We start from the raw sequence: 12,366 nt of genomic DNA on the forward strand, positions 1-12,366 counted from the left end.
GCGGTTTGCACTGATATCAGGACAGGAGAGCACACATGGCAACGACATTGAAAGGCAGCGGGCAAAAGTTCATCGCACGCAACCGCGCGCCGCGCGTGCAGATCGAGTACGACGTGGAAATCTACGGCGCCGAGCGCAAGATCCAGCTGCCGTTTGTCATGGGCGTGATGGCAGACCTTGCCGGCAAGTCGGTCGAGCCGCAACCCGACGTGAGCGAGCGCAAGTTCCTCGACATCGACATCGACAATTTCGATGAACGCATGAAGTCGATACAGCCGCGCGCGGCTTTCCAGGTTCCCAACACCCTGACAGGCGAGGGCAACCTGAATGTCGATATCACCTTCGAAAGCATCGACGATTTCTCGCCGGCCACCGTGGCGCGCAAAGTGGGCGCGCTGAACGAACTGCTCGATGCCCGCACGCAGCTGGCGAACCTGCTGACCTATATGGACGGCAAGACGGGCGCCGAAGAGCTGATAGGCAAAGTCCTGAAGAACCCGGCGCTGATGAACGCCCTGGCCGCCGCGCCCAACCCGGATGCCGGCGCGGCCAAGCCCGATGCCGCGGCGCCCCAGGCAGATGAACCCGAAGCCGATCCGGCCGCGAAATAAACCATAACGGAGATCGCGATGACTGCTGTGGCCAAACACGCGGATGCACGCACCGCCGAATCACTCGAGGCAGACGGCCTGTCTGCACTGTTGAAGAAAGAATTCAAGCCCAAGACCGAACAGGCGCGCGAGGCGGTCGAACATGCGGTGCGCACGCTGGCGCTCCAGGCGCTGGAAAACAGTGGCGTGGCGGTGTCGTCCGATGCCTATCGCACGATCCAGGCCATCATTGCCGAGATCGACCGGAAGCTTTCCGACCAGATCAACCTGGTATTGCATCACCCCGAGTTCCAGCAACTGGAAGGCGCCTGGCGCGGTCTGCACTATCTGGTGAGCAATACCGAAACCGACGAGCTGCTCAAGATCCGGGTGATGTGCATCTCGAAGAAAGAGCTGGGCCGCACGCTCAAGCGCCACAAGGGTGTGGGCTGGGATCAGAGCCCGATTTTCAAGCGCGTGTACGAAGAAGAGTATGGCCAGTTCGGCGGCGAGCCGATAGGCTGCCTGGTGGGTGACTACCATTTCGACCACAGCCCGCCGGACGTCGAGCTGCTGACCGAAATGGCCCGCATTTCCGCGGCGGCGCATTGTCCCTTCATTGCCGGCGCCTCGCCCAATGTGATGCAGATGGATTCCTGGCAGGAGCTCGCCAACCCGCGCGACCTGACCAAGATCTTCACCAATACCGAATATGCTGCCTGGCGCAGCCTGCGCGAGTCGGAAGACTCGCGTTATATCGGCCTGGCCATGCCGCGATTCCTGGCTCGCCTGCCGTATGGCGCGCGCACCAACCCGGTGGACGAGTTCGACTTCGAAGAGGACACCGACGGCGCCAACCACGACCGCTATGCCTGGGCCAACTCGGCCTACGCCATGGCCGCGAACGTGAATCGTTCGTTCAAGCTGTACGGATGGTGCACGTCGATTCGCGGCGTGGAATCGGGCGGCGCCGTGGAAAACCTGCCCTGCCATACCTTCCCCACGGATGACGGCGGCGTAGACATGAAGTGCCCCACCGAGATCGCCATCAGCGACCGGCGCGAGGCAGAACTGGCCAAGAACGGCTTCATGCCCCTGGTGCATCGCAAGAACTCGGACTTCGCCGCGTTCATCGGGGCCCAGTCGCTGCAGAAGCCGCACGAATACTACGACGCCGACGCCTCGGCCAACGCCAAGCTGTCGGCCCGCCTGCCGTACCTGTTTGCCTGCTGCCGGTTCGCGCATTACCTGAAGTGCATCGTGCGCGACAAAATCGGTTCATTCCGCGAGCGCGACGACATGGAGCGCTGGCTGAACGACTGGATCATGAACTACGTAGACGGCGACCCCGTCAACTCATCGCAAGAAACCAAGGCCCGCAAGCCGTTGGCCGCGGCGGAGGTACAGGTGCAGGAAATCGAAGACAACCCTGGCTACTACTCTGCCAAGTTTTTCTTGCGGCCGCATTATCAGCTCGAAGGGCTGACAGTGTCGCTGCGCCTCGTGTCCAAACTCCCGTCCTTGAAGAAGAACGACGGTTGATGGGCATTTTTTCAGGGCACGTCGTGCCGTGACTGCAACTTAGGAGAAAGAAGTGGCTGTTGACATGTTCATGAAGATCGACGGGGCCAATGGCGAGTCGAAAGATTCCAACCACAAGAATTGGACGGACATCATTTCGTTCTCGTGGGGGGCCACCCAACCCGGCAACATGGCCAGCGGTGGCGGCCTGGGCGCTGGCAAGGCCAGCTTCAACGACCTGCACGTCGTTGCGCGCATCGACAAGGCCGCTCCGGCCGTGATGAAGCATTGCGCAAGCGGCAAGCATCTGAGCAGGATCGAGCTGTCGGTGTGCAAGGCCGGCGGCAAGCAGGTGGAATACACCAAAATCACCCTGGAAGACGTGCTCGTATCGTCGGTGCAGCTGTCCGGCGAACTGAACTCGGAGTCCGTGGTGGTGAATTATGCATTCCAGGCCGCGAAGGTGAAGCAGCAGTACTGGGAACAGACCGAGCAGGGCGGCAAGGGCGCGGAAAGCCTGGTCGCCTGGGATATCAAGCAGAACAAGGAAGTCGGCTGAGGTCAGAGCCCGGTCACTCTTTCCGACGGCGTGCGGCCGCCCGGCCGTATGCCGGCTTTCTGTTTCTTTCCGCGGTGCTTTCATGACCAAACCCACCGTTGCGCTGCGCGAAAGCAGCTTGTCCCAGCACCTGGAAGCCATCCAGGGGCAGATACGCCGGCAGCCTGCCGACGCGGATCTGCGTGCGCAGCTGTTCCAGTTGATGGCGGTGCAGGGCGACTGGAACCGCGCGTCCGAGCAGCTGAAGCTGTGTGCCCAACTGAATGCGCAGGCGCAGCCCATGGCCCTGCTGTACGAGCAGGCCATTGCAGGCGAACGCGAACGCGAGAGCGTGCTTGGCGGTCAGGGCGACCCTGCATTCTTCGGTGCGCCGCCTGAATGGTTCGGCGATTTGCTGCAGGCGTTGCGCCATGACGCCACGGAACCCGAGCGGGCGGCCGAACTGCGCGCCCACGCCTACGACGCCGCCCAGGCCAGCGCCGGCCGGCTGGAAAGCGCCGCCGGCGAGCCGGCGGCATTCGAATGGATAGCCGACGGCGACAGCCGCCTGGGCCCCGTCTTTGAATTCATCGGCGGCGGCCGATACGGCTGGATGCCATTCAGTGCGCTGCGCACCGTGCGCCTGCTGGCCCCGGAAGGCCTGAGCGACATCGTCTGGGCCCAGGCCGAACTCACGCTCGTCGACGGGCGCATCCAGCATGGCCTGGTTCCCGCCCGCTACCCGGCTGCGCCGGGACAGGCGTGGTCCGACCTGCCCGAGCCCGCCCGGCTGGGGCGCCTGACCGATTGGCAACTGCTGCACGGCGATACGTATCGCGGCGTGGGGCAGAAAATGTGGTTGACCGATCAGGGCGAGCATGCGCTGCTCGATGTGCGGGCGCTGGAGATGCACTGATGGCGCACCCCGAGCCGGCCGGCCTGCGTCCCTGGGAGCAACTGCCGCGCAGCGAGCGCGTGGCGCGCGATCGCCTGCAGCCGTCGCTGCTGGATCGCCTGATGGACAACGAGCCCTCGCGCCGCCAGGAAGCCCGCGAATCGGCCATGCTGACGCATGCGGAGCTGCGGCTGGCCGTGTTGCGCGATCTGCGATGGCTGCTCAATACGGTGAACCTGCAGACTACCGATGACCTGTCGCCCTATCCTCGGGTGCCCGATTCGACGCTGAATTTCGGGGTGCGCGCCATGGCGGGCAAGCGCATGTCCGAGATCGACTGGGTCGACGTCGAGGATTCCATCCGCAACGCCATTGCCGCCTTCGAGCCGCGCATACTGGACTCGTCGGTCGAGGTGCGCTGCGTGACGGACACCGGCACGCTCGAACATCACAACATCTTGAGCCTTGAGATCAAGGGCATGCTGTGGTGCGTGCCGCACCCCATGGAGTTCCTGTTCCGCACCGACATTGACCTGGAAAGCGGTCACATGGACCTGCGCGACCTGGGCGGAGCCACCTGATGGACGCGCGCCTGCTCGATTACTACAACCGCGAACTGGTGTACATGCGCGAGCTGGGCGCCGAGTTCGCGCAGATGTACCCCAAGGTGGCCGGTCGGCTTGGCATGCACGGCACCGAGGTGGCCGACCCGTATGTCGAGCGGCTGCTCGAGGGCTTCAGCTTCCTGACGGCGCGCATCCACCTGAAGATGGACGCCGAGTTTCCCAGGTTCTCGCAACGCCTGCTGGAAGTGGTGTACCCGAACTACCTGGCGCCCACGCCCGCCATGGCGGTCGTGCGGTTCACCCCCAGCATGAACGAGGGCACGCTGGCACGCGGCTTCGATCTGCCGCGCGGCACGCTGCTGCGGGGCAAGGTGCCGCGCGGAGAGCAGACGCCCTGCGAGTTCATGACCGGCCATGCCGTGCGGTTGTGGCCGCTGCGGGTGGCCGAGGCCGAGTTCACCGGTACCCCGCCCGACCTGCCGCTGGCGTCTGGGGCTCGGTGGACGCAACGGCCGGGTGCTGAGCGCCCTGCGCCTGAAGCTCGAGGTCGGCGGCGGCGTGCGCCTGGAAGACATGGACCTGGACCAGCTGGTGTTCCATCTGGCCGGACAGGACCTGCAGATGCAGCGGCTGCTGGAAATCATCATGGGCCACACGGTGGCCGTGCTGGGTCATGACAGCAACCGGCCGGTCACATGGATCAACAAGCTGCCCCCTTCCAGTGTGCGTCACGAAGGTTTTGACGACGAGCAGGCTTTGCTGCCGGCCGACGCGCGGGTGTTCCAGGGCTATCGGCTGCTGCAGGAGTATTTTGCATTTCCCCGCCGCTTCCTGTTCTTCAGTCTGAATGATCTGAAGCGAGGCTTGCGCACGCCCGCTCTGCCGGGCGGCGCGCGGCGCGAGACGCGGTCTTTCGACCTGACCCTGCTGTTCTCGTGCGCCGCGCCGGAACTGGAAGGCGCGATCGCGGCCGAGCACCTGGCCCTGCACTGCGCGCCCGTCATCAACCTGTTTCCGAAGCGGGCCGACCGCATCGCGGTGACGCCGCGCACCAACGAATACCACGTGGTGGTCGACCGCACGCGACCGCTGGACTACGAAGTTTTCGGCGTGACTCGCGTGCTGGGACACGCGTCGGCCGAACGTCCGGAGCAGGAATTCAGGCCGTTCTATGGCACGTTGGGCAGCGATCCGGACGACTACGGCGCGTATTACTCGGTGCGGCGGGAACCCAGGCTGCTGTCCGACCAGGCGCAGCGCAACGGCACGCGCACGGGATATACCGGCAGCGAAGCCTTCATTTCGCTGGTGGACCGGCTCGAGGCTCCATTTTCAGGTCAGTTGCGTCACCTGACGCTGGAAACCCTGTGCACCAACCGCGACCTCGCCATGCTGTTGCCGCTGGGCACCGATACCGACCTGACGCTGCGCGTGTCGGCCCCCGTCGCCTCGATCAAGGTCCTGCACGGCCCGACCCGGCCGCATATTGCCCTGGCCGAAAACGCGGCCACCTGGCACCTGATCAGCCACCTGGGCCTGAATTACCTGAGCCTGGTCGACCTGGACGCCGAGCAGGGGGCGCAGACACTGCGCGAGATGCTGCACGTGTACGGCAACCTGGCGGATCCCGCGGTGCGCAAGCATATCGCGGGCGTGCGCCATGTGATGGCCGAGGCCATGCATCATCGCCTGCCGGTGCCCGGCCCCATTGTGTATGGCCGTGGCGTGCGCATCGGCCTGCAGGTTGACGAAACCGCGTTTTCGGGCATCAGCCCTTATCTGTTTGGCGCGGTGCTCGAGCAGTTCTTCGCGCGGCACGTATCGATCAACATGATGTCTGAACTGACCCTGTCCACATTGCAGCGTGGCGAGATCGCCCGCTGGAAGCCCCGCATGGGCGCACGGCCCGCGGTCTAGGCCCGAAACCGCAAGGAACCCTGCCATGAAAAGCGCTGCCGCCAACCGCCAGTTTCCCGTCTATGACCCTGTTCACCTGATCGGCGCCGTGACGCGCCGCGAACCCGACGGCAGCTTCGCCGTGGATTGCGATGGCCGCGTCTGGCACGCCCGGCTGGCGGCCAGCTGCCTGCTGGTGCCGCAAACGGGCGACCAGGTGCTGATCAGCGGCCCGGACGCCACCCGCGTCTACCTGATCGCCGTGATCGAGCAGGCCGATCCGGGTCTGGCGCGGCTGGAAACCGCGGGCGACATGGTCTTGCGGTCACGGGGCGGCAGCGTGTCGCTGGAAAGCCAGCAAGGTGTCAGCCTGGCGGGGCAGCAGTCGGTCAGTATCGATACCGCCACCCTGACCTTGCAGGCCAGGGAGGCGCATCTGGTGGCGGACCGCATGAAATACCTGGGCACGGACGTGAATGCAACAGTCGCGAGCACGCGCCTGATCGGCAAGACCTATGAAGCGATCATGGATCGCCTGTCGTTCTTGTCGCGGGTCACCTTCCGCGCCGCCGAGGAAGTCGAACACGTGCGCGCCGGCTCGCTGGACTACCGGGCCGACAAGAGCGCCCGGCTGCATGCGTCGTACACCATGGTGACCGGCGAGAACCTGGTGAAGGTCGACGCCAAGCAGATCCACATGGGGTAGACGTGGCCAGCCTTGCGACCGAGCCGGCCGCGGCCGCACCCGCCAGTCCGCGGACGACCTCCACGCCGTCCACGCCGCCGGCGCCGATGGCGGGTGTGCGGGGCCTGCCGCCCGAGTTCTGGCGCGCGCTCGAGCGCACGCCGTACGCGTACGACCTGTTCAATACGCTGCGCTGGATCGATGCCCGCGCGGGCGGCCGCGCGCCGTTGGGCCGCGACACCGTCCCCCGCAACGAACCTGTGCGGCTGCGCCAGGAACCTTCGATGGCCTTCGCGCCTTCGACGCTGGCATCGGTACGACCCGCGCAGGGCGGCCGGCCGCCCGAGCTCTCGATCTACAGCTTCGGCCTGTTCGGTCCGAACGGCCCCTTGCCGCTGCACCTGACCGAATATGCGCGCGAACGCATGCAGCACCATGGCGACCACACCCTGTCTGCGTTCGCCGACATTTTTCATCACCGCCTGATTCTGCTGTTCTATCGTGCGTGGGCGGATGCCCAAAGCACGGTCAGCCTGGACCGCAAGGAAGAACGATTCACGCGCTATGTGGCCAGCTTGCTGCACATGGGCGTGCCGTCGTTGCTGCGCCGCGACACGGTCATGGATCACGCGAAGTTCTACATGGCCGGACACCTGACCCGCCAGACACGCAACCCGGAAGGCTTGAAGCACATACTGCAGACCTTCTTTTCGATACCGGTGCGCATCGCCGAATTCGTGCCGCAATGGATCCGGCTGGAAACCTCGCAACGGCTGACGCTGGCTGGCTCGCAGGGGCTGGGGCAGGGCACCATTCTGGGGTCGGCCGTGCGCGATGCCCAGCACAGATTCCGCATTGAACTCGGGCCGCTCGGCGCGGACGACTACGCGAGTTTTCTGCCGGCGGGCCGGCGTGCGCGCCAGCTGCTGCACTGGGTGCGCGATTACATCGGTGTGGAGTTTGCATGGGATGTGCGGCCGGTGCTCAAGCGCCCGGAAGTCCGTGGCGTCACGCTCGGCGCATCCCAGCCGCTCGGCCTGTCGTCATGGCTGGGCCGGCGGCGAACCGAGCAGGGCGATGCGGCAGACCTGCTGCTCGACTACGAAGCCCGCGACCGTGCCGCGCGGCGCGCTGCCATGAAAACCAGCACTCAGGAGATGCCCGCGTGATTCCCGACAGTTCAGGCTACGGCCAGGCGCTGCCCGGGCGGGCCACGGCGGCTTCGGTGCCCGCGGCGCGCTTGAAGGCGCCGCGACGCCCCAGACCCACGGGGGCGCGCTTGCTGAATAGGCGTCTGCGCTTCGCCGCCGCGCTGCTGGCCCTGCTGAGTGCGACGGCCAGCCAGGCCTCGCCCGCGGTGCGGGTCGACAACGCGCTGGCCGAATGCGTAGACCTGCGGCCCGGAGCGCGCTCGACCGCCGGCGGCCAGATGCTGCTTCAGGTCGAGCTGGTCGTGCAGCAGCCGATCGGCCACTGCGGCTGCAAGTCGGCGATAGCCGCTTATGACGCACAGGCAGAGTTCGACGGCGGCCGGCTGGGCTTCCTGCAGAGCGGCTTGCTGCGCATCGGCGAGTCGGGTGTGCGCACCCTGACCCTGTCCAGCGACGAACAGCTGGTGGGTGAGCGCGCCGTCGTAGTGTCGCTGGGCTGTGCCCGGCCCGATTGAACCTTTACGCTGAGCCTACAACAATATGTCCGATATCGGCCGCCTTGATCTCTTCGGCAAACTCAATCCCCTGCTCTATACGGCGCTGGAAGGCGCGACCTCGTTCTGCAAGCTGCGGGGCAACCCGTATGTCGAGCTGGTGCACTGGATCCACCAGATCGTGCATACGCAGGACAGCGATCTGCACCGTATCGCGCGCCGCTTCGACCTCGACGCAGGCCTGCTGCAGGCCGACCTGACCCAGGCGCTGGACCAGCTGCCGCGTGGCGCGGGTTCGGTGTCCGACCTGTCCGAGCACATAGACCATGCCGTCGAGCGCGCCTGGGTGCTGGGCTCGCTGCGCTACGGCGCCGGCCGCATACGCGGCGGCCATTTGATCGCCGGCCTGGTCAAGACCTATGCGCTGCGCAACGTGCTGCTGGGCATGTCCGACCAGTTCGCGCGCATCGTGCCCGATGTGTTGCTGGAGCAACTGGACGATATCGTGCAGGGCTCGCCTGAAGCCGCCACAGACCGCCCGGTGGATGCGGCGTCGGCCGATGCCGCGTCGCCCGGCGGTTCGGCGCTGGCCAAGTATGCGGTCGACCTGACTGCCCGCGCGCGCGCCGGCGAGATCGACCCGGTATCGGGCCGCGATGAAGAAATTCGCCAGATCGTCGATATTCTGATGCGTCGGCGCCAGAACAACCCCTTGCTGGCCGGCGAGGCGGGCGTGGGCAAGACCGCGGTGGTGGAGGGCCTGGCGCTGCGCCTGGCCAGCGGCGACGTGCCGCCCCCGCTGCGCGAGGTCGCGCTGTACTTGCTGGACATCGGGCTGCTGCAGGCGGGGGCCGGCGTGAAGGGCGAGTTCGAACAACGGCTGCGCGGCGTCATCGACGAGGTGCAGTCCAGCCCCAGCCCCATCGTGCTGTTCATTGACGAGATTCACACGCTGGTGGGCGCCGGAGGCGCGGCAGGCACGGGTGACGCCGCCAATCTGCTCAAGCCCGCGCTGGCCCGCGGGCAGCTTCGCACCATAGGCGCCACGACCTGGTCGGAATATAAAAAGTACATCGAGAAAGATCCCGCGCTGACCCGGCGCTTCCAGGTCGTGCAGATCCACGAGCCGGCGGAGCCGCGTGCGCTGGGCATGCTGCGCGGCCTGGCCCACACACTGCAGACCCATCATCAGGTGCTGCTGCTGGACGAGGCCGTCGAGGCCGCTGTTTCGCTGTCGCATCGCTATATTCCCGCGCGCCAGCTTCCCGACAAGGCCGTGGCGCTGCTCGACACGGCTTGCGCCCGGGTCGCCGTGAGTCAGCATGCCGTCCCCGCGGCGCTGGAAGACGCGCGGCGGCGCATCGAGGCGCTCGAGATCGAACATCGTATTGCCGAGCGCGAGGCGCGTCTGGGCGCGGGCGCCGAAGAACGCGTGGGCAAGGTGGCCGGGATGCTGGCGCAGGCGCGCGCCGAGGAAATTGCCTTGTGCGAACGCTGGGAGGCCGAGCGTACGCTCGCGGCTCGAGTGTTCGAGTTGCGCCAGCAACTCGACCGAGACACGGGCGCCGCGCCCCAGTACGTAGAAGCCGCCGCGGCGGGAGCGTCCGGGGCAGGAAACCCTGCCGCGCCCGTCCCGGACGCCGGGCAGTTGCGCGCCGAGCTGGCCCAGGCTCAGCAGGAACTGGCCGCGCGCCAGGGCGAGGCCGCGCTGATTTATCCGGCCGTGGATGCGGCGGCTGTCGCGTCGGTGGTGGCCGACTGGACCGGGATTCCCGTGGGGCGCATGGTGCGCGACCAGGCCGAGTCGGTGCTGCGCCTGGCCGACACGCTGGAACAGCGGGTCATCGGCCAGCGCCACGGACTGGAAGCGATTGCACGGCGCATCCAGACATCGCGCGCCAGGCTGACCGACCCCGACAAACCGGTGGGCGTATTCCTGCTGTGCGGCCCCAGCGGCGTGGGCAAGACAGAGACGGCGCTGGCGCTGGCCGAGGCGCTGTACGGTGGTGAGCAGAATCTCATATCGATCAACATGAGCGAGTTTCAGGAGTCGCATACCGTGTCGACCCTGAAGGGCGCGCCGCCGGGGTATGTGGGCTACGGTGAAGGCGGCGTGCTGACAGAGGCGGTGCGGCGCCGGCCGTATAGCGTGGTGCTGCTCGATGAAGTTGAAAAAGCCCATGCCGACGTGCACGAGATCTTTTTCCAGGTGTTCGACAAGGGCTGGATGGAAGATGGCGAAGGCCGCTATATCGATTTTCGCAACACCGTCATCATTCTGACTTCGAACGTGGGCACCGACCTGATCGCCACCCTGTGCCGCGACCCCGCGCTGATGCCCGACGCCGATGGGCTGGCTGCGGCGTTGCGCGAACCCCTGCTGAAGACCTTCCCGGCGGCCTTGCTGGGCCGGCTGGTGGCCGTGCCTTATTTCCCGTTATCCGATGACATGCTGGCGCGCATCGTCGACTTGCAGTTGGAACGCGTACGGCGGCGCCTGCATGAGCATCACGGCATCACGCTGGACGTCAGCCCGGCCGCCACGGCGCTGGTGGTGAATCGCTGCACCGAGGTGGAATCGGGCGGCCGCATGGTGGATGCGATTCTGACCAACACCGTGCTGCCGCACATCAGTCGCGAGTTGCTGACCGCATCGATGGACGGGCGTGCCGTGCGCAACGTGGGGCTGGACGCTTTGGACGGCGACTTCGTGTATCGGTATGAGTGAGCCCCTGGCCGCCGCGGCCTCAGTGGCGGCGCGGCTTGTCGGCGGTACTGTCGGCGGGATTGTCGGGCGGGTCCTGCGGCCGCACGCGGGCTGGCCGCAGGTACCCGCCGTACTCGCGCAGATGATCCCGCGCCGCGCGCGCGTCATCGGCCTGCTGGCGTGGATGGAGCGTGTCGGTGACCGGGTCGGCCCGGTGCGGGGCCAAGGGGTCGTGTGAAGGCAGGGTGGAAGGAGTGGGGTCGGAAAACACATTGTGGGCGTCCTCGCCGTGCAAGTCGCCCAGGGCATCCAGCGGGTCGCGCAGCGGGCCCTGCACGTTGGCGTCGCCGCGCGGCAACTGGCGCAGGGGATCTTCCGGATTGCGGCCCTGCGCGGATTCCAGGTCGAACGGATGCGCGGAGACGTCGGGCACGCTGCCCACAGGCAGGGTGCCAGGCCCGAACAGATCGCTGAAGACATCGGCCGGGTCTGATTGCGGCGCTGCCGCGGCGTCGTCGAGCAGGGGCGCTGGCGGGTCGGGCGGCGTCTTGGCGAAACCGCCTGTGGGGGCTGCCGCCCCGACAGGCGCCGTGGGGGCCGCAGTGGGGCTGGACGCGGTGATGGGCTCGGGCGTGTGCGCGGTGGCGAGGTCGGGTGGGGCCGTGTCGGGCACCGCGACGGAGTCGGGCGGCGGCTCGGCTGCCCGGGTGGCCAGCATTGCGGTGGAATCAACAGGAGGCATGGCCTGATGCGAGTCGAGCGGTGCGGGGGCTGCGATCGCACCCTCGTCGATCAAGGGGCTTTCGAGCAAGGGGTCGGGTTCGAGCGGGGCGCTCGCAGCTACCGCGGCCGGCGCCGTCGCGGCAGGTTGGTCGACCGTCGCGGCGGGGTCTTCGGCTTTGAGGCGGTACGGCCCGATGGAAAGCTCGTCGCCCGTGGCCAGCGGCACTTCCTGGTCGCGGGTGATGGGGCGGCCGTTCAGGGTGACGGTGCCTATGCTGCTGAGGTTGACCAGGTAGCAGGCACCGTCGCTGATGCGCAGCGCGGCCTGCACGCGACAGATGCGCCGTGCCGCATCGGGCAGTGGCAGGTCGGTGTCCGCCGACCGCCCCAAGGTGCCGCCCGGCGCCTGAAAGACAGCCGACAGCGGCGGCGCGGCAGGGATATCGGGATGGGGCAGGACAGTCAGTCTCATGCAGGAAGTCTCCGTGGCGGCACGCGCGTCGGGGCGCGCTGGTACGCCCCGATGATATCCAGCGCCTACCCGATAAAAGATGACGGGGAGTTAGGAAACTATATCCAAGCGCGAACATGCTCCGCGGC

General features: G+C 66.7%; 10 protein-coding genes and 1 pseudogene. 10 read left to right on the forward strand and 1 reads right to left on the reverse strand.

Annotated features, from left to right (window positions below):
* Nucleotides 1–35: 35 nt before the first annotated feature.
* The 10 genes and pseudogenes from tssB to tssH all read left to right on the forward strand — a co-directional run bounded on the left by tssB (nucleotide 36) and on the right by tssH (nucleotide 11,064).
* The gene (gene tssB, locus ACV17W_RS17050) at nucleotides 36–611 is read left to right on the forward strand and encodes a type VI secretion system contractile sheath small subunit (RefSeq protein WP_462593528.1); all 576 of its coding nucleotides are present in this window, start codon (nucleotides 36–38) and stop codon (nucleotides 609–611) included.
* Nucleotides 612–629: 18 nt separating this feature from the next.
* Entirely contained in the window at nucleotides 630–2,132 is a 1,503-nt protein-coding gene (gene tssC, locus ACV17W_RS17055) for a type VI secretion system contractile sheath large subunit (RefSeq protein WP_462593530.1), read from the forward strand.
* 52 nt (nucleotides 2,133–2,184) lie between these two features.
* The gene (locus ACV17W_RS17060) at nucleotides 2,185–2,670 is read left to right on the forward strand and encodes an Hcp family type VI secretion system effector (RefSeq protein ID WP_462593531.1); all 486 of its coding nucleotides are present in this window, start codon (nucleotides 2,185–2,187) and stop codon (nucleotides 2,668–2,670) included.
* Between the two features lie 82 nt (nucleotides 2,671–2,752).
* A complete protein-coding gene (locus ACV17W_RS17065; RefSeq protein ID WP_462593532.1) occupies nucleotides 2,753–3,565 on the forward strand; it encodes a type VI secretion system accessory protein TagJ in 813 nt (270 codons plus the stop codon).
* On the forward strand, nucleotides 3,565–4,125 hold the full coding sequence (gene tssE / locus ACV17W_RS17070) for a type VI secretion system baseplate subunit TssE (protein WP_462593533.1): 561 nt from the start codon (nucleotides 3,565–3,567) through the stop codon (nucleotides 4,123–4,125). The genes ACV17W_RS17065 and tssE overlap by 1 nt, the downstream gene beginning before the upstream one ends.
* Nucleotides 4,125–6,027: pseudogene (gene tssF / locus ACV17W_RS17075) on the forward strand (type VI secretion system baseplate subunit TssF). Before tssE ends, tssF begins: the two are co-directional and overlap by 1 nt.
* Before the next feature lie 25 nt (nucleotides 6,028–6,052).
* Nucleotides 6,053–6,712: a DUF3540 domain-containing protein gene (locus tag ACV17W_RS17080; RefSeq protein ID WP_462593534.1), complete on the forward strand. Its 660-nt coding sequence runs from the start codon at nucleotides 6,053–6,055 to the stop codon at nucleotides 6,710–6,712.
* Nucleotides 6,713–6,798: 86 nt separating this feature from the next.
* Nucleotides 6,799–7,860 carry a type VI secretion system baseplate subunit TssG gene (gene tssG, locus ACV17W_RS17085; protein ID WP_462596576.1) on the forward strand — a complete coding sequence of 354 codons (1,062 nt, stop codon included), beginning with the start codon at nucleotides 6,799–6,801 and terminating at the stop codon, nucleotides 7,858–7,860.
* The gene (locus tag ACV17W_RS17090) at nucleotides 7,857–8,357 is read left to right on the forward strand and encodes a DUF2195 family protein (protein ID WP_462593535.1); all 501 of its coding nucleotides are present in this window, start codon (nucleotides 7,857–7,859) and stop codon (nucleotides 8,355–8,357) included. The genes tssG and ACV17W_RS17090 overlap by 4 nt, the downstream gene beginning before the upstream one ends.
* A gap of 25 nt (nucleotides 8,358–8,382) precedes the next feature.
* Entirely contained in the window at nucleotides 8,383–11,064 is a 2,682-nt protein-coding gene (gene tssH, locus ACV17W_RS17095; protein ID WP_462593536.1) for a type VI secretion system ATPase TssH, read from the forward strand.
* Between the two features lie 19 nt (nucleotides 11,065–11,083).
* Here tssH and ACV17W_RS17100 read toward each other — a convergent pair whose 3' ends face one another.
* Nucleotides 11,084–12,238, reverse strand: coding sequence for an FHA domain-containing protein (locus tag ACV17W_RS17100; RefSeq protein WP_462593537.1), 1,155 nt, complete (start codon nucleotides 12,236–12,238; stop codon nucleotides 11,084–11,086).
* Between the last annotated feature and the right edge of the window lie 128 nt (nucleotides 12,239–12,366).

This window comes from Bordetella sp. MIP270_01_BMS (assembly GCF_054958705.1).

Coding starts and splice junctions, on each gene's coding strand:
- tssB (WP_462593528.1), top strand. CDS start 36: ATGGCAACGACATTGAAAGGCAGCGGGCAAAAGTTCATCGCACGCAAC.
- tssC (WP_462593530.1), top strand. CDS start 630: ATGACTGCTGTGGCCAAACACGCGGATGCACGCACCGCCGAATCACTC.
- ACV17W_RS17065 (WP_462593532.1), top strand. CDS start 2,753: ATGACCAAACCCACCGTTGCGCTGCGCGAAAGCAGCTTGTCCCAGCAC.
- tssE (WP_462593533.1), top strand. CDS start 3,565: ATGGCGCACCCCGAGCCGGCCGGCCTGCGTCCCTGGGAGCAACTGCCG.
- ACV17W_RS17080 (WP_462593534.1), top strand. CDS start 6,053: ATGAAAAGCGCTGCCGCCAACCGCCAGTTTCCCGTCTATGACCCTGTT.
- tssG (WP_462596576.1), top strand. CDS start 6,799: ATGGCGGGTGTGCGGGGCCTGCCGCCCGAGTTCTGGCGCGCGCTCGAG.
- tssH (WP_462593536.1), top strand. CDS start 8,383: ATGTCCGATATCGGCCGCCTTGATCTCTTCGGCAAACTCAATCCCCTG.
- ACV17W_RS17100 (WP_462593537.1), bottom strand. CDS start 12,238: ATGAGACTGACTGTCCTGCCCCATCCCGATATCCCTGCCGCGCCGCCG.